The sequence below is a fragment of the Anaerolentibacter hominis genome (genome assembly GCF_032380675.1).
In the GTDB taxonomy this organism is placed as follows: domain Bacteria; phylum Bacillota; class Clostridia; order Lachnospirales; family Lachnospiraceae; genus Anaerolentibacter; species Anaerolentibacter hominis.
In genome coordinates, this window is record NZ_JAWDIX010000001.1 from 1,078,810 (window position 1) to 1,096,125 (window position 17,316).

The window sequence follows — 17,316 nt, forward strand, 5'->3', positions numbered from 1 at the left end:
TGATCCAACACGGGAAAGGGTGATAAATCGATGGAAATTCGCAGCCTGCAGGTGGGAATGGTGGGTACAAACTGTTATCTGCTGACCATGGAAGAGACAGGAAAGACGATTATTGTTGATCCGGGTGCGGAGGGGCGCAAGATTGCTGACGTGCTGAAAGATAATAATCTGACAGCTTCGGCAATTTATTTGACTCATGGGCATTTTGATCATATTATGGGCTGTATGGAATTGAAAGACCTACTGGATGTAAACATATACCTGGGCGAAAAGGAATGGGAGCTGGCGAAAGATCCGATTTTAAACGCATCCCGTACGATGGGAGGCAGGGACTTCGTTTTAAAAGCTGATATTCCGGTTAAAGACGGACAGATTCTATCGGAAGCCGGTCTGCCCTGTCAGGTCGTTGCTACTCCCGGCCATACGGCCGGCGGGGTCTGTTACTGGTTTAGGGAAGAGGACGTGCTGGTCTGCGGGGATACGCTGTTTTGCCGCGGAATCGGCCGGAGCGACCTGCCTACGGGAGACGGCAGTGAGCTGCTTCACTCAATCAGGGAGAGACTTCTGTGTCTGCCCCCGGAGACCCTGTGCCTGCCGGGCCACGGGCCGGTTACTACAATTGGAGAAGAAAAAGAGATGAACAGTTACTTAGATGAGGATGCAGAATGGTTCGATTAAAGCTTTCCGGAGAGGCTTTTCAGTATGATATCATTTCACTGGTGAAGGCCTTTTATCCGGAGGAAAAGATAGCGCTGTGCAGGGGCGAAGACGACGGCGGAGGGCCCCTGATCCAGGTAGATACCGGTGAGGATGCTATCCGTATTCAGGTATTTGAAGAGGAACGTGCCGCCGCTTCTTACGAAGAGCCGGTGAACCAGAAACCAGCTGCAGACCTGGCATATAAAAGAGAGTATAAAAAGCTGCTGAAGAAGGTGATATATCACTGTCTCAGTGATTATTTGAAGAAAGAACTTCCCTGGGGAACTCTGACCGGCGTGCGTCCCACCAAACTCTGTGTCGACCACCTGGAGAAGGGGTTTGGCCCGGAAGAAACGGTACAGTTCATGGAGGATGATTACTGGTGTTCCAGAGAGCGGGCCGAGCTTGGCACGGAGATTGCCGGGCGGGAGATTATGCTGCTCCGGGATATCGACTACCGCAGGGAATACAGCATCTACATTGGGATTCCATTCTGCCCCACCACCTGTCTGTACTGCTCCTTTACGTCGTATTCCCTGGCCGACTACGGTCAGTGGATCAGTCAGTATCTGGACTGCCTGTTCCGGGAGATTGAGGCGGTTGGCCGGATGTGCAGGGACAGGAAAATTACAGCTGTCTATGTGGGCGGAGGTACCCCCACAACGCTGAATGAGGCCCAGCTTTTTGCACTGATCAGAAAGATTAAAGAGACGTTTCCCATGTCCGGCGTCCGGGAATTTACGGTGGAAGCCGGAAGACCGGATAGCTTGACACCCGGCAAGCTCTGTCTGCTCCGGGATCTTGGTGTGACAAGAATCTCCATTAATCCTCAGTCCATGCAGCAAAAGACTTTGGACCTGATCGGCAGAAAGCATACGGTGGAGCAGATCAATGAAGCCTTTGCCATGGCGAGGGAGGCCGGCCATGACAATATTAACATGGATCTTATCATCGGTCTGCCCGGAGAAAATGCGAAGGATGTAGCAGGGACACTTGAGAAAATGAAAGAGCTGGGACCGGACAGCCTGACCGTTCATGCTCTGGCGTTAAAACGGGCGTCTGCACTTACCAGAGATTTTGAACAATACCGGGATCGGGTTCCTACGGATACCGTCCGTATGCAGCAGGAGACATATGCATTTGCCAAAGAGCAGGGATACCTGCCTTACTATTTGTACCGGCAGAAGAATATGGCGGAGAATCTGGAGAATATCGGTTATGCAAAGCCGGGTAAAGAAGGGCTGTATAATGTACTGATTATGGAGGAAAAGCAGACGATTCTGGCCTGCGGGGCAGGTGCTTCCTCCAAGTTTGTCTATCATGATGAAAACCGTATTGAGCGGGTGGAAAATGTAAAGAGTATCCGGGATTATCTGGAACGGGTTGATGAAATGATTGAAAGAAAGAGCCGTAAATGCGGAGATTTGGGTTGATAGCATATGAAGCGGATAATTGAATTATTTTCGGGGATGGAAGAGAATAAGAAAAGAGATCTGGCGGAGGCGGTGTTTCACGGCATGCTTGTAAGCAACCTGGCCCGGAGACTGGCACGGGAACTTGGCCTGCCGGAAGATCGGTGCTATACTATGGCTGTGGCGGGCATGGTACATGACGTGGGAAAGCTCCAGGTTAACAAGTATTTATACGGCGGTCCTGACCGCCTGGATATTGAGCAGATGCGCTATACCAGGACTCATCCTACCTTTGGATTCCTTCATTTGATGGAAGAAGGGTATGATCCGGTTGTGCTGGAGGCTGTGCTGCACCATCATGAGAACTATGACGGTTCCGGTTATCCCGATAACCTTGCCGGAGAAGAGATACCTTATGAGGCCCGTATTCTCCGGGTGTGCGATGTATTTGCGGCGCTGGTGTCGGACCGGGCTTACCGGAAGGCTTTTGACGCGGAAACGGCTATGGATCTGATGATAGATGAAATTAAAAACTTTGATATGGAAATCTTTCTGGCTTTTCAGCGGATTGTGGCCGATGAAAGCTTTTGTGAGATAAAGGAAATGGTCCGGGATGCCAATGAAGTCTATGCGACATTTGCAGAAGATGACCCGGGAGAAGATTTGGAATAATGCCGGAGGGCAGAGTTTGATTAAAATTGGAGGAGGAACCCTATGATTACACAGAGACCGAAAGGAACGCAGGACTGGTATGGAGACAGTATGCACAAACGGACACAGATCGAACGGATCGCCAGAGAGCTGTGTGAAACTTATCATATCAAGGAGATTATCACTCCTGCTTTTGAACATACGGTACTGTTTGCCCGGGGAGTCGGGGAGACGACAGATGTGGTGCAGAAGGAGATGTATACGTTTGAGGATAAGGGCGGCAGAAGCATAACGCTCAAGCCTGAAGGTACTGCAGGCGCGATGCGGGCTTACCTGGAAAACAATATGTATGCCGATTCCCAGCCCACGAAACTGTTTTATGTAACACAGGCGTTCCGCTATGAGCAGCCCCAGAGCGGACGGCTCAGACAGCATCATCAGTTTGGAGTGGAATTTGTGGGATCGAAAAGCCCCCTGGCTGAGGTGGAGCTGATCACACTGGTTACCACTTTTATCCGCAGACTGGGCTTAAAGGATGCCAGACTCCATATCAACAGCATAGGCTGTGCGGAGTGCCGCAGAACATATAATGAAGCGCTGCTCCGTTATCTGGATGAACATCAGGACAAGCTGTGTCCGACCTGCCGGGAGCGGATGTTAAAGAATCCGCTGCGTGTGATAGACTGCAAGGTCCCCTCCTGTAAGGATATTGTAGAAAATGCCCCCCGCACCATCGACTATCTGGATGAGGAGTGCAGGGATCACTTCGAGGAACTGCAGTCCTTATTGAATGCATTGAATATTCCCTTCGAGATTGATACGGGGATTGTAAGAGGGCTGGATTACTATACAAAGACCGTATTTGAGTTTGTCAATTCAGAGGGCTTTACCCTCTGCGGCGGCGGAAGATATGATAATCTGATTCACGAGATAGATGAAAAGCAGAGTATTCCCTCTGTCGGTTTCGGAATGGGCATTGAGCGTATCCTTTATTTCCTGGACAAGGAGGGGATCGAACTTAAACCGGAGAAACCGGTGGAGCTCTATGTGGGAATTCTGGGCAAAGAGGCGAAGGCGCGAGCATTTGCTCTGGTAACAGAACTCAGGGAAGCCGGACTTGTGGTGGAGACCGACTATATGGACCGGAGCGTGAAGGCCCAGATGAAATATGCCAATAAGATCGGTGCGAGAAATACGGTTATCCTGGGCGAGAATGAGCTCAGTGAAAATAAATGTGTGATAAAAAATATGGAGAGCCACGAGCAGACAGAATGTAAGCTGGATGAGATGGCGGCATTTTTTACCAATAAGCGGGAGGATAATTAACATGGCAGAGTCGATGAAGGGACTTCACAGAAGTCACCGGTGCACGGAGGTTTCCAGAGAGAATATCGGGCAGAGTGTAACCGTGATGGGCTGGGTTCAGAAAAGAAGAAATCTGGGCGGTATGATCTTTGTAGATCTGAGGGACCGTTCCGGTTTGCTGCAGATCGTATTTGACGAGGAGGACAGCGAATTTAAGGATTTTGAAAAAGCAGGAAAGCTGCGGAGCGAGTTCGTTATCGCCGTAAAGGGAGAGGTGAGCCTTCGTTCCGGCGCTGTCAATGAAAATTTAAAGACGGGTGATATCGAGATCCGGGCAAAGGAACTGAGAATTCTTTCTGAGGCCCAGACACCGCCGTTTCCGGTGGAGGAGGAGAGCAGTACCAAAGAAGAACTCCGGTTGAAATACCGCTATCTGGATCTGCGCCGTCCGGATCTGCAGAAAAATATTATGCTGCGCAGCAAAATTGCCTTTCTGACGAGAGAGTTTTTAACAGAGGAAGGGTTTCTGGAGATTGAGACTCCGATGCTGATGAAGAGCACACCGGAAGGGGCCAGAGATTATCTGGTGCCAAGCCGGGTTCATCCGGGTAACTTTTATGCGCTTCCCCAGTCTCCCCAGATTTTCAAGCAGCTGCTCATGTGTTCCGGTTATGACCGTTATTTCCAGATTGCGCGGTGCTTCCGGGATGAGGATTTAAGGGCGGACCGGCAGCCGGAATTTACTCAGATTGATATGGAATTATCCTTTGTGGATCAGGACGATGTGATGGACGTCAACGAGCGCCTGCTGAAAAAGCTGTTTGCTGAGATTGGCGTGGAGGTATCCCTTCCGATACAGAGAATGACCTATGCGGAGGCGATGGACCGGTTTGGCTCCGACAAACCGGATCTGCGTTTCGGAATGGAATTAAAAAATGTATCCGACGTCGTAAAAGACTGTGGGTTCGGCGTGTTCACAGGCGCGTTGGAAAATGGCGGCAGCGTGCGCGGAATCAATGCTTCCGGCCAGGCAGGTATGCCGAGAAAGAAAATTGATGCTCTCGTGGAATTTGCCAAGGATTACGGGGCGAAGGGTCTTGCCTACCTGGCAGTAAATGAGGACGGCACATATAAATCTTCCTTCGCCAAGTTTATGAAGCCGGAGGAACTGGATGCGCTGGTTTCGGCTATGGAGGGAAAACCGGGTGACCTGCTGTTGTTTGCCGCGGATAAATCCAGGGTTGTCTTCGACGTACTTGGCGCTCTGCGTGTGGAGCTGGCGGATAAGCTGGGGCTGTTAAATAAGAATGAGTTTAAGTTTGTATGGATCACTGAATTCCCGCTGTTAGAGTGGTCTGAGGAACAGAAACGTTTTACCGCGATGCATCATCCATTTACCATGCCGATGGAGGAAGATTTATGCTACATTGATTCTGATCCGGGCAAGGTCCGTGCAAAAGCCTATGATATCGTATTAAACGGTACGGAGATCGGCGGAGGGTCCGTGCGTATCTATCAGGACGATGTGCAGGAGAAGATGTTTGAGGCTCTTGGCTTTACGAAAGAAGAGGCTTACGATCGTTTTGGATTCCTGCTGAATGCCTTTAAATATGGAGTACCCCCTCATGCCGGTCTGGCATATGGCCTGGACCGTCTGGTGATGCTGATGGCCGGGGAGGACAGCATCCGGGATGTGATCGCGTTCCCGAAGGTAAAGGATGCATCCTGTCTGATGTCCGAGGCGCCGAACGTGGTAGACGAAAAGCAGCTTGAGGAACTGGGCATCCGGATCTGTACGTCAGAGAATGAGTAACAGGGCAGAGCGATGGAGTATATTTACGAAACGGCTGCCGGTTATCTGATTCTTATCAACCTGATTGGCTTTGGATTAATGGGCTTGGATAAAAGACGGGCCAGACTTCATAAATGGAGGATCAAAGAGCATACTCTGTTTGCAGCTGCGCTGCTTGGAGGAAGTATAGGTTCGATTTTGGGAATGTATTTCTTCCGTCACAAAACGAAACACAGACAGTTTGTTATTGGAATGCCTTTGATTCTGATTTTTCAGCTCATTTTGTGCCTGATAATTGTCAAAATTGTTTGACAGATATGCCCGGCGGTGTTAGAATGAAACTGTCATAAACGGAAGGCATAAAAATGCGATTGAGAGCTGTCTTCCAAGACCCGGCAAAAGGCCGAAACAGAGTGTTTAAAAGGCCTCGCGGGGAATAATATTTTTTTATATCTATGGAGGAATTTGACATGAACAGAGGTACTGTAAAGTGGTTCAACAACCAAAAGGGTTATGGATTTATTTCCGATGAAACAGGCAATGATGTATTCGTACACTACAGTGGTTTAAACATGGACGGTTTCAAGTCCCTGGAAGAAGGCCAGGAAGTAGAATTCGAAGTAATTAACGGAGAGAAAGGCCCTCAGGCTGTTAACGTTACAAGAGTATAATCGAAACCAGAATTCAGTGTACCTTTGTATATATAAGAAGTTTGTGCTTTGTTATACATGAATGCGTATATTGTAATGAGTGAAGATTAGAAAAAGGCTGCCCTGTCGGGCGGCCTTTTTTATTGAGGGAGACGGGATGTTTGATATAGAACTGGAAATTACAAAACACCTGCAGGACCTTGCTTCTTTCAGTGCGACCGATCCGGAAACGGAGGGTGTGACCAGGCTGCCTTTTACCAGGGAGGCAGAAAAAGCTGCTGCTTATCTGAAACAGTATATGGAGGAGGCTGGCCTGCAGGTTCGGATCGACGGCACCGGTGCAGTCATCGGACGTTTGGAAGGAGAGCGGAAGGAGACGATTCTGACCGGCTCCCATTATGACAGTGTGACCAGAGGCGGAAAATATGACGGAACGGCAGGAATCGTCTGTGGTGTGACGGCAGTAAAACTTCTGCGTGAACGAGGATGCCGTCCGGAATATTCCATTGAGGTAATTGCCACCAATGATGAAGAGGGATTTCGCTTTTCCAGAGGATTTCTGACCAGCACAGCCATGTGCGGCGGCTACACCGCCGGGGATTTGATGCATATTACCGAGGTCGGGACAGGGAAGCCCCTGGCGGAAATTATGAAAGAACAGGGTTTTCTTCCTGAGATGGTGGAAGCAGAGAAGGGGACTGCAGGCCGGTACAAGAGCTTCATAGAGGTACATGTGGAGCAGGGGCCGGTGCTGGAGAGTGAAGGTATGTCACTCGGTATTGTGACGGGGATTGCGGGAATTCACCGGTATTTCTTTCAGGTGACAGGTGTGGCAAACCATGCAGGAAGTACGCCTATGGATCACCGTGTTGACGCCCTCTATATAGCCTCCCGGATTGTTCAGTATATCTATGAAGAGACTTCTTCCTGGCAGGGGGTTGTGGCTACAGTGGGGCATATGGAACTGACACCGAATGCGATGAATGTGATCCCGGGGGAGGCAAAGTTTACCCTGGACATGCGGTCTGCGGATGAGCAGAAGATGCTTAAGCTGTATGATAAAATCAGAAAATTTGCGGAGGAAGCCGCGGGGCAGGCCGGCGCGGGGCTGACGATAACACCGGGAACAAGGGCAGATGCTGTGTTTATGGATCAGAAGCTTCAGATGAGCCTGGAGCATGTGATACAGGAAGAAGGTTTTGCCTACCGCTATGTGGAGAGCGGCGCGGGCCATGATTCACAGGTGTTTGCAGGTTTTGTGCCCACAGCAATGCTGTTTGTTCCAAGCATTGGAGGAATCAGCCACAACAAGAAGGAATACACGGAGAGTTCCGATCTGGCCAGGGCGGCCAGGGTGCTTGCAGGAGTATTAGCAAGGGAGACAGGAGAGGAGAAAGCAAAATGAGTATAGCTAAGAAAGTATTTGGAACTACAAAAGATGGGACAAAGGTAATGCTCTATACGATGAAAAATAAAAACGGGATGGAAGTGTCTGTGACCGATCTGGGAGCGTGTATTGTGAGCGTCCTGGCGCCGGACAGAAATGGAAAAATGGCGGATGTGGTCCTGGGCTACAAAAATGTGGCAGGATATGAGCAGAATAAACCCCACTTCGGCGGATTTATCGGCCGTGTGGGAAACAGGATCGGGGATGCCAGATTTGAACTGAACGGCAAGGTTTATGAGCTTGATAAGAACAATGGCAGGAATAATCTTCATGGCGGCTTTGACGGCTATGAGAAGTTTATGTACGAGGCGGAATGTTCAGAGGAAGAAGAGCTTTGCTCCGTGGAGTTTTCCAGGCTGAGCCCGGATATGGAACAGGGTTTTCCGGGTAATCTGGACCTGACGGTGACCTATTCCCTTACTGACGATAATGAGCTGGTGCTGGAGTATTTTGCTGTATCCGATAAGGATACGCTGTGCAATCTGACCAATCACTCCTATTTTAACCTGGCAGGACATAATTCCGGTTCTGTGCAGAAGCAGGAGGTTCTGATTCTGGCGGATCAATATACGGCCACGACAGATGATCTGATTTCCACAGGCGAGCTTGTGGATGTGGAGGGGACTCCCCTTGATTTCCGGATGAGAAAGCCGATCGGAAGAGATATTGACCAGGAATATCCGGCCTTAAAGCAGGGCGGCGGCTACGATCAGAACTTCTGTGTGAAAGTGTCCGGCAATGGGCTTGATAAGGTGGCGGAGCTGTATGATCCGGAGAGCGGAAGGAAGATGGAAGTCTTTTCTGAACTTCCGGGACTTCAGTTTTATTCCGGAAATGGTATAAATGAGGGAGAAAACTGTAAGGAAGGCGCCGTATACGGGAAGCGTTCCGGTGTCTGCTTTGAGACACAGTACTATCCCAATGCCTGCAATATTGATTCTTTTGAGGGATATACGCTGAAAGCAGGGGAAGAATATGACTGTGCGACGATCTATCGTTTTTCAGCAGAGTAAGAGTTGAAATAAAGCTTGTGAAAATCGCTGCCGGCACTGCCGACAGCGATTTTTTCTATTACATAGGAGTGTTCTCCAACCTTTTCTATGTTAAAAACATTCTTACGAATTTATTTTCTTTTTTATGAAATGTTGTAACGATTCGGCCCTATCCCGGTCTTACTGGAGAAGAGAGGTGAAGATGTGACTGAATTTGAAGAATTATATGCCAGGTATTTTCCGGAAGTTTACCGCTATATTTTTTCTCTCTGCCGGGACCCGTATATAGCCGAGGAGATTGCCCAGGAGACATTTTTTAAGGCCCTGCGCAGTATCGGCGGGTTCCGGGGTGACTGCAGGCTGGATGTCTGGCTGTGTCAGATCGCCAGGAATACTTATTTTACAGAACTTGAGAAAAGCAAGAAAAGAGGTAAACGAGAACCTGAGGAAGTACAGGATACTTCTCCTGCTCCCGAACAGTTGCTGGCAGACCGGGAGCAGGCGGAAAAGATACATGCGATTCTTCACCGGATGGAGGAACCGTATAAGGAGGTATTCATGCTTCGGGTATTTGGCGAACTGAGCTTCCGTCAGATCAGCGGATTGTTTGGGAAGACGGAGAGCTGGGCGAGGGTTACGTTTTACAGAGCAAAAAAGAAAATAAGGGAGGAATTGGAATGAAAAGTTCATGTGCGGTTATAAGAGATCTGCTTCCGCTGTACTATGACCAGGTTTGCAGCAAGGAGAGCAGAGAGCTGGTGGAGGAACATGTAAAGGAATGTGAAGCATGCCGGGAGGAACTGGATAAAATGGGTAAGCCGGAACTGATACAGATGAAAGAAGGCGATCTGGAACAGGCAAAAGTACAGAGTTTAAAACACGTCAAAAAGAGAATACGGTGGAGAGGAATTATCATTGCTGGTGTCACGGCGGCGATTATCCTGGTATTGCTCATTACCGGTGCGTCTTATATGAAAACATCGATACGGCCGGTGGAATATAGTTCAAAGATTTCAGTAGAAATCGACGGTGCCGGCAATCTGTGTGCCTTCTTAAATGGTATGGACTATGACCGTGTAGTGTCAAAGACTGTGGTGAGAGAGGAGGATGGGAGAGAAGTATCGGATATATATTTTTACTTTTCTTCTTCTCTCTGGTCCAGAGTTTTTAACGGGAGCGGGGTGAGCAGCGCCAAATATGTAGTTGCCTATCAGAATATAGCACAGGAGCAGAAAAGCGGAGCAGACGGGGTCAGCCGGATTTATTATTTTACTGGTTCCTATGATGGGCTGGAAACCATGTCTGAGGAGGAGCGAAGCCGCGCTGCGGCCGATGCCGTGCTGCTCTTTGAAGCAGAGTAAATATATTTAATAAAATAGAGATCACAACAATACACCTTTGCGGATGTTCTTGGATCGCAGGGGTGTATTTATGCTCGCAAAGCATGCCGTCTTTGTTGCGGCGCTATCAGCTTTTATCACCTGAATCAGCTTAAAATACACTCATGATACAATCCGACATATGTCAATTTTTCGTTGTTTTAGACCAATGAGTATGATAAAATTGATCTATATATGAACAGAGTTTAATGGGGATAGGAGGATAAATATGAGAAGAAAAATGACGAGAGGACTGGCTGTATTTCTGGCTTGTTTGATTTTGTTTTCTCAGACCGGGGTATATGCGCTGGCCAGTGAAATTACAGAATGTACCTGCGGTGTTCAGGGGGATGAACCGCACGATATATCATGTCCGCTTTACGCTGAGGCAGATGTGACAGGACCGGTATGTACCTGTAAAAATACCGGGGGGGGGGGGTACACGAACCTGACTGTGCTCTTTATATAAACGAGGGAACGGATGCGGTAGACGGGACAGAGCCTGGGAATACGAGTACGTCTCCAGCAGTGGCTGAGGTCGAAGAAGCGATCCGCAGCCTGCCGGAGCGTGCTGTAGTAGAAAGCCTGGAACCGGAAGAAAAAAGGACAGTTTATGACCAGATTATACTGATCCGCCAGAAAATTGAACTGCTGAATGCGGAAGAAGCGGCTTTGATTGATGTATCCCTTTTGGATAAGATGCAGGAAGCAGAGCAGGCGGCTGAGACAGCGGCAGCGGATGATGCTGCGAAGACCAGCGGGGTGACGCTTGGGGATGCTGCCAGCGGGGCAGCTTACCAGGATTTATACGCGATTTTTAATGATCCGGATATCGAGGGAGATGTAACGGTTACTCTGTTGTCTGATAGTACGACTGTAACATCGGAATCGAAAGGGATTCTAAAGATACCGGAACACTTTACGTCCCTGAGCTTACAGGCGGATGCTGCATATGAACTGGAGATTCATGATGGCAGATATACGACGCCGTACAGTTCACTATTTGCAAATGGACGTAATTTAACTATAGGAGAAAATGTTACGATATCAAGTTATACGGACCTTTTTGGGGGCGGATATAAAGAGGAAGCTGCGGGGAATCCTCAGATTATAATCAATGGAACGGTGCGGGGCAGTATTTATGGAGGCGGTTTGAACGGTACGCTCAGGGGAAATCCTTCGATTTTGGTGAATGGACGTGCAGTTTATATCTATGGAGGTGGATATGCCGGCGGCAAACCGTCTGATTTCTCTGAAAATACTGAAGCAAAAGTTGAGGGCAGTGTAGAGATTGTATTATCAGAAAGTGGATCTTCCAGAAAAGTTTATGGCGGCGGATTGGCGGAAGTAATCAATACAGATATTCTGGATGGCGAGATACATTATGGTGCTTCAGCTGATGTTTCGGGAGATATTTTAATTGACTTTAATGGAAAAGCAGATCAGATCGTCGGAGGCGGGAAAGCTGGTGATAGTTATATTACAGCTAATACGGCTTATGATGTGACAGCCGACGTGGGCGGAAATATTTCTGTTGTATTCAGAGCTGACAGCCGGAGCGATGGTACGAGTGGTATGAATTTGTACGGCGGCGGCTACGTTGAGACTTATGTAGGGTCTGCGGGGATGTTCAGAGCGCAGGCAAATGTTTCAGGAAATGTGTCTATTCAAATAGAAGATGAGGCGGATCTTTCAAAAGTTTCCAATACTCCTACGAATTTTATGACCTTAGTGGGAGGAGGCTTTGCGACAGGAACAAATGCGACAGCAAATGTAGAAAATAATACGTCCATTTCTACCAGCCGGCCTTGTATGGAAAATGCAATGGGTATCGTTGGCGGCGGGTATGCCAATCGCGGCGGAACTGCAAATGTGACAGGCCAGTCCAGCGTCCGAATTCGGAAAGCGGTCGGACAGGGGACTAAGTATAAAAATGCTTACGGTGTTATCGGAGGAGGTTTTGCCGGTCGGTATTCTGCTTCTGGGGTTACTATGCGAAGCGTAGCAAATGTGGGTAGTACGGAAGTTACGATCGAGAGCGGAGCGGTATTAACTTCTGATATTATTTATGGCATATCTATTTTAGGAGGAGGCTATGCTAGTGGAAATACCGCTCTTACAGGGGAAGATTCCTATGACAGCCTTCCTGTACAGGCAGATGTCCTTGGTGATACCTCTGTTATTGTTCAGGACGGAGCAATTGTCCGTAATAATATATTCGGCGGCGGTATGGTATTAAATCGTGGACAGGTGGATGTGCACGGAAATACATCGGTTCATATTGGTAATAATTGCACCATAACGAAGGCAATTTATGGTGGAGGCTACGTGAGAAATGTAAGTAATGCCACGGAATATGCCGGAATCCCAACCAGATCTGCCGATATTAAGGGCACAGCATCTGTAGTTGTTGAAAATACTGCAGTTACGTCTGCATATGGCGGAGGGTATGCTAGTGTTGCCTATGGAAGCGCTGACGTTGGCAGCGTTATGATGAACTTTATGAACAGCAACCTTCTTAACGGCTGGATATATGGCGGGGGCCATGCCCAGATAGCGGGAACTTCAGAGTATCCTACAACTGCCAATGTGCTGGGGGATGTAACAGTAACTATGAAACTGGACGGATCAACTGCATATGTAGTCATTGCAGGAGGAGAAGGGAGTGACAGCGATACTGATAAGGATACAATTAAGGCAGATGTGTTGGGTAGGGCAATACTGTATGCAGAAGGTGGTAAAATAGAATATGCCTATGCCAGCGGAAGATTTTATAATTCGATTGCTGAGTCAGAATTACATTTGAATAATATGATGATTGAATACTTAAATATTGCCTGGGATAGCAGCCAAACAACCTTTGGCAAAGATGCTGTGCTTGTATGCGAAGGGGATGTGAGTATACCGCAGATTTCTTCTTTTCAGGACATACGTGTGATGGAAAATGCAGTATTATCTTTAACCAGAGCTGAATGGCCGCTAAGTGGTGTAGGAGATATAAACTTATCAAAAGGAAGTAATATTATTTTTACAAGCTCCAGTCTGGATTCTGGTGGCTGGAATGGTCCCATTTTAGGTGGCAGCCTGTCCGGTGAGGGTGCTATTGAGATGCCGGCAGGAAAATACTTCTACATTTTCGGCAGTGTTTCCGGAGAGCATGAACTGCTTTTAAATGGCACAGTAAATGTTGGAAATGTTTGTGTTACAGCTGCCCAGGGAGGCGATGGAGAATTTGTTTACCATGGCGCGGGGCTGGCTTTAAGAAAAAACATATATGAATCGGGAAGCCGAACCTGGAGTATTGCCAAAGCCTATACCATTGATGCGAGTGTAGACGGAGGACATGGTTCTGTTAATCCATCGGGAAAGGTATCCGCATTGGAAGCAAGCAGCCCTACCTTTGAGTTTGCGCCGGATGACGGCTATAAAGTAGCGGAGGTGTTGGTTGACGGCGAAAAGAAAGCTGTGGCAAACAGCTATACCTTCGATTCCGTATCCAAAGATCACACTCTGACAGTTCGCTTTGATCTGCTGACCCATAAGGATGTTGAAGATGCGGTGGAGAACATCACGCCCCCTGCCACGGATCAGAATCAGCATAAAGAGGATGTGCTGGACGCCAAGATTGCCTATGAACAGTTGACAGAAGATGAAAAGAAAGACATGTCGAAAGACCATCTTGAAGAGCTGGATAAAAAATTAGGAGAACTGCCTGAGATTGATATCAAGGTGGAGAAGCATGTACAGATTTCGTCCGATGTGGAGATAGATAATCTCCATACGCTGTCAGGCGCGATCACCCTTGACGAAGCAAAAGATCTGCAGGATGGCAAAATATCAAAGATTGCATTGAAGGTGGTTGTAGCTCCGGTTACACCAGGAAGCCAGATACTTCCTTCGGATACAGACTATGATATAGGTCTGCATATGGATGTGTCTGTAGTGAAACAGATCGACGGAGGACAGGAGCAGAAAGTGACCTCTCTGCCAAGGCCGATCCGGATGGTGTTTGATATCCCTGGGGATTTGCAGGCCGCAGGCCGTGTCTTTGTACTGTTATATAAGCACAATGGAATAGTGCAGACGCTTGCCGACCTGGATACGGACGATACGACTCTTACAGCAGAGAGCAGTGAATTTTCTTCCTATGCCATTGGATATTCCGGCGGTGTCGCAACGTACACCGTATCCTTTGACAGCCAGGGAGGGTCAGCGGTTGCCGCACTGACTAACGTGCCGGTGAACAGCCGGATTGCTGCCCCCACGGTTCCGATAAAGAATGGATATCGGTTTGTGGGCTGGTTTAGGGAAGCTGCCTGTATCACGGAATGGCAGTTTAGTTCTGACACCGTAACGGGAAGCTTGACACTTTATGCGAAATGGGAGCAGTCACAGAATTTCCCGATTGTACCGATTATTCCTCCCAATCCGGATCAACCGGATGAACCAGATCAACCGGATGAACCAGACAAACCAGGAAAACCAGGAAAACCAGACAAACCTGATAAACCAGGAAAGCCGGTAAAACCTGATAAGCCAGATCAAACCGACAATAAACCGAATGAAACAGGAAATAAAAGTATTGGAAAAAATCCTGGCAGCAGTCAGGAAAATCAGATTCCAAAGACTTCGGATGAATCTGCCCCTGTTTTCTGGACGCGCCTGTGTCTGCTGTCGGGAATCGCTTTGTGTCTGTTTGTTTGCAAGAAGCTTTTGGTAAAGGATAAAAATAAAGAAGTATAGAGAATTATAGCTGAGTGTGTAAAGAGCCGCTGCGATCGCAGCGGCTCTTATTGTTACAATCAGACGGAACGCTTCGCGAGCCATCGTTTATAAAAAGGCTATTACTATTTCGTTCCATAAATCCGATCACCCGCATCTCCAAGGCCCGGAAGAATATAACCATGCTCGTTGAGCCTCTCATCCATGCAGCCGATATAGATGTCCACATCCGGATGTTCTGAGGCCAGACGCTTTACCCCTTCCGGTGCGGCGATCAGGCACAGAAAATGGATTCTGCGGATTCCCCTGGCTTTCAGACGGTTGATGGCGGCAGTTGCGGAGCCGCCCGTTGCCAGCATGGGATCTACGACGAAAATCTCCCGGTCAGCGGCATCAGAGGGAAGCTTGCAGAAGTATTCTACCGGTTCCAGTGTTTCCTCATTCCGGTACATACCGATATGTCCAACTTTGGCATTTGGGATTAATGTCAGGATACCGTCTGCCATGTGCAGCCCGGCACGCAGAATAGGTACGATACAGAGTTTTTTTCCTGCAATTTCTTTTACTGTTGTCTTCACAAGAGGTGTCTCGATTTCAAGATCGGCTAACGGCAGCTCTCTGGTGGCTTCATAACAGATCAGCATCGCCACTTCCGCCACAAGATCACGGAATTCCTTGGTGGAAGTTGTCTTAACACGCATGATACCGATTTTGTGCTGAATCAGCGGATGGTCCATTACTACAATTTTACCCATTATAATCTCCTCCATAGTAAAATAAACTAGAAATAGTATACCACTGTTTGTCCGGTGATAAAAGACTTTTCCATGTAATTACCGGTACAAAATCCCTTTTGTTGCAGGCTCTGGAAAAATCTTGTAAAATAAGAGGGAAGAGTTTCGCACTGCAGAAATGGTGATATACTATTGTGAGGATAAAATTTTCTGCTTATCCGGACTGCGCCGGTTTCCGGGGTTTTGGACAGGGCGTTGGAAAAGCTTCGGCTTCCGGGCAGACAGGAGGAAAGAAGGTGATATTATTTGTCAGGAGTATTTAAAAAATTGCTGAGCCGGGAACTGGGCAAAAGAAATTATGATAAATACTTTTTTTATTACCAGAAATTGATTGCAGACGGGCAATATGATTATAGAGTTACGGATCAGGCGGATATTTACAGAGATATCTATAAATATCTGAAAGATAATTCTCTTCCTTCTCTGATGGAAAAGGAGGAGCGGCTGGCGGATGCCATGGTGACAGCGCTGCGGATCAGCCGGACATTTGCATTTGTTTTGACTTTCTATATTATCGCTGTTATATTTGTATTAACAAGACAATTTCCGGCGGTAATTACCGTTGGAGCGGTGCTGGCGATGACGGTCTGCATGCTGCTGAAAGCCTATGAATTTGTGCTGAATAAATATTGCTTTATCGACGCGCATATTCTTCTGATCTATCAGAAGGTGCTGAATGAACTGCTGACTGAGAAATAACCGCCGGACGTCAAACAAGGGAAGGCACGGGTATACAAATGAAGACAATAGGCCTGATCGGAGGCATGAGCTGGGAAAGTACAGTAGGTTACTATCAGATCGTAAATACGGTGATCAAGGAGAAACTGGGCGGGCTTCACTCTGCAAAATGTGTTCTCTACAGCGTGGATTTTCAGGAAATTGAAGTCTGTCAGGCGAACGGCGAGTGGGAAAAGAGCGGGGAGATCCTTTCGGAGGCGGCGTTGAGCCTTGAGCGCGCCGGGGCTGATTTTATCGTGATCTGTACTAACACGATGCACAAAGTGGCAGAGCAGATTGGCAGAAAGATCGCCATCCCGATCCTGCACATCGCGGAAGTGACTGCGGATGAACTGACAGAGCAGAAGATTCAGAGAGTGGGGCTTCTCGGTACGAAGTATACGATGGAGCAGGATTTTTATAAGGAAAAACTCATTGAACGGGGCATTGAAGTGGTTGTGCCGGAGGAAGCAGACCGGACGATTGTAAACGATACGATATATCAGGAACTGTGCCTGGGAATTATTAAGGAAGAGTCCAGAGAGAAATTTCTGGCCATCATAGAGAAGCTTAAGAAAAACGGAGCCCAGGGAGTGATCCTTGGCTGTACCGAAATCGGCATGCTGGTAAAGCAGGAAGATACCGATACGCCGCTGTTTGACACGACATTGATTCATGCCAGAAGAGCGGCGCTCTATGCGATAGACTAAAATCAGGAAAATATAATAGCTGCAGGCTTATCCATTTATTTGAGAT

The 17,316-nt window shown here is 48.0% G+C and carries 16 protein-coding genes; 15 read left to right on the forward strand and 1 reads right to left on the reverse strand.

Annotation, left to right across the window (positions count from 1 at the left end; genetic code table 11):
- The first annotated feature begins 30 nt into the window (after positions 1-30).
- The 13 genes from ABCW47_RS05010 (at position 31) to ABCW47_RS05070 (ending at position 15,070) form a co-directional block, all read left to right on the forward strand.
- Complete coding sequence (locus ABCW47_RS05010) at positions 31-678, forward strand: MBL fold metallo-hydrolase (protein ID WP_343208761.1); 648 nt, start codon at positions 31-33, stop codon at positions 676-678.
- On the forward strand, positions 666-2,132 hold the full coding sequence (gene hemZ / locus ABCW47_RS05015; protein WP_343208762.1) for a coproporphyrinogen dehydrogenase HemZ: 1,467 nt from the start codon (positions 666-668) through the stop codon (positions 2,130-2,132). Before ABCW47_RS05010 ends, hemZ begins: the two co-directional genes overlap by 13 nt.
- A 6-nt stretch (positions 2,133-2,138) precedes the next feature.
- Positions 2,139-2,783, forward strand: coding sequence for an HD-GYP domain-containing protein (locus tag ABCW47_RS05020; protein WP_343208763.1), 645 nt, complete (start codon positions 2,139-2,141; stop codon positions 2,781-2,783).
- 42 nt (positions 2,784-2,825) lie between these two features.
- Entirely contained in the window at positions 2,826-4,088 is a 1,263-nt protein-coding gene (gene hisS, locus ABCW47_RS05025; protein ID WP_343208764.1) for a histidine--tRNA ligase, read from the forward strand.
- Between the two features lies 1 nt (position 4,089).
- Positions 4,090-5,880, forward strand: coding sequence for an aspartate--tRNA ligase (gene aspS, locus ABCW47_RS05030; protein WP_343208765.1), 1,791 nt, complete (start codon positions 4,090-4,092; stop codon positions 5,878-5,880).
- A 12-nt stretch (positions 5,881-5,892) separates the two neighbouring features.
- Entirely contained in the window at positions 5,893-6,171 is a 279-nt protein-coding gene (locus ABCW47_RS05035) for a DUF1294 domain-containing protein (protein WP_343208766.1), read from the forward strand.
- A 158-nt stretch (positions 6,172-6,329) separates the two neighbouring features.
- On the forward strand, positions 6,330-6,530 hold the full coding sequence (locus ABCW47_RS05040) for a cold-shock protein (protein WP_343208767.1): 201 nt from the start codon (positions 6,330-6,332) through the stop codon (positions 6,528-6,530).
- A 136-nt stretch (positions 6,531-6,666) separates the two neighbouring features.
- Positions 6,667-7,914 carry a Zn-dependent hydrolase gene (locus ABCW47_RS05045; protein ID WP_343208768.1) on the forward strand — a complete coding sequence of 416 codons (1,248 nt, stop codon included), beginning with the start codon at positions 6,667-6,669 and terminating at the stop codon, positions 7,912-7,914.
- On the forward strand, positions 7,911-8,969 hold the full coding sequence (locus tag ABCW47_RS05050; RefSeq protein ID WP_343208769.1) for an aldose epimerase family protein: 1,059 nt from the start codon (positions 7,911-7,913) through the stop codon (positions 8,967-8,969). The genes ABCW47_RS05045 and ABCW47_RS05050 overlap by 4 nt, the downstream gene beginning before the upstream one ends.
- A gap of 183 nt (positions 8,970-9,152) precedes the next feature.
- Positions 9,153-9,629 (forward strand): RNA polymerase sigma factor, encoded by a 477-nt coding sequence (locus ABCW47_RS05055; protein ID WP_343208770.1) that lies wholly within the window; start codon positions 9,153-9,155, stop codon positions 9,627-9,629.
- On the forward strand, positions 9,626-10,309 hold the full coding sequence (locus ABCW47_RS05060; RefSeq protein ID WP_343208771.1) for a zf-HC2 domain-containing protein: 684 nt from the start codon (positions 9,626-9,628) through the stop codon (positions 10,307-10,309). Before ABCW47_RS05055 ends, ABCW47_RS05060 begins: the two co-directional genes overlap by 4 nt.
- A 247-nt stretch (positions 10,310-10,556) precedes the next feature.
- A complete protein-coding gene (locus ABCW47_RS05065) occupies positions 10,557-10,796 on the forward strand; it encodes a hypothetical protein (RefSeq protein WP_343208772.1) in 240 nt (79 codons plus the stop codon).
- A gap of 59 nt (positions 10,797-10,855) precedes the next feature.
- Positions 10,856-15,070: an InlB B-repeat-containing protein gene (locus ABCW47_RS05070; protein ID WP_343208773.1), complete on the forward strand. Its 4,215-nt coding sequence runs from the start codon at positions 10,856-10,858 to the stop codon at positions 15,068-15,070.
- Between the two features lie 104 nt (positions 15,071-15,174).
- On the opposite strand, the gene upp is transcribed toward ABCW47_RS05070, so the two are convergent.
- Positions 15,175-15,804 carry a uracil phosphoribosyltransferase gene (upp, locus tag ABCW47_RS05075; protein WP_343208774.1) on the reverse strand — a complete coding sequence of 210 codons (630 nt, stop codon included), beginning with the start codon at positions 15,802-15,804 and terminating at the stop codon, positions 15,175-15,177.
- A 285-nt stretch (positions 15,805-16,089) separates the two neighbouring features.
- On the opposite strand from upp, the gene ABCW47_RS05080 reads away from it, so the two are divergent.
- Together ABCW47_RS05080 and ABCW47_RS05085 are read left to right on the forward strand one after the other, a co-directional pair.
- Positions 16,090-16,542 (forward strand): hypothetical protein, encoded by a 453-nt coding sequence (locus ABCW47_RS05080; RefSeq protein WP_343208775.1) that lies wholly within the window; start codon positions 16,090-16,092, stop codon positions 16,540-16,542.
- A 38-nt stretch (positions 16,543-16,580) separates the two neighbouring features.
- Entirely contained in the window at positions 16,581-17,270 is a 690-nt protein-coding gene (locus ABCW47_RS05085; RefSeq protein WP_343208776.1) for an aspartate/glutamate racemase family protein, read from the forward strand.
- Positions 17,271-17,316 lie beyond the last annotated feature (46 nt).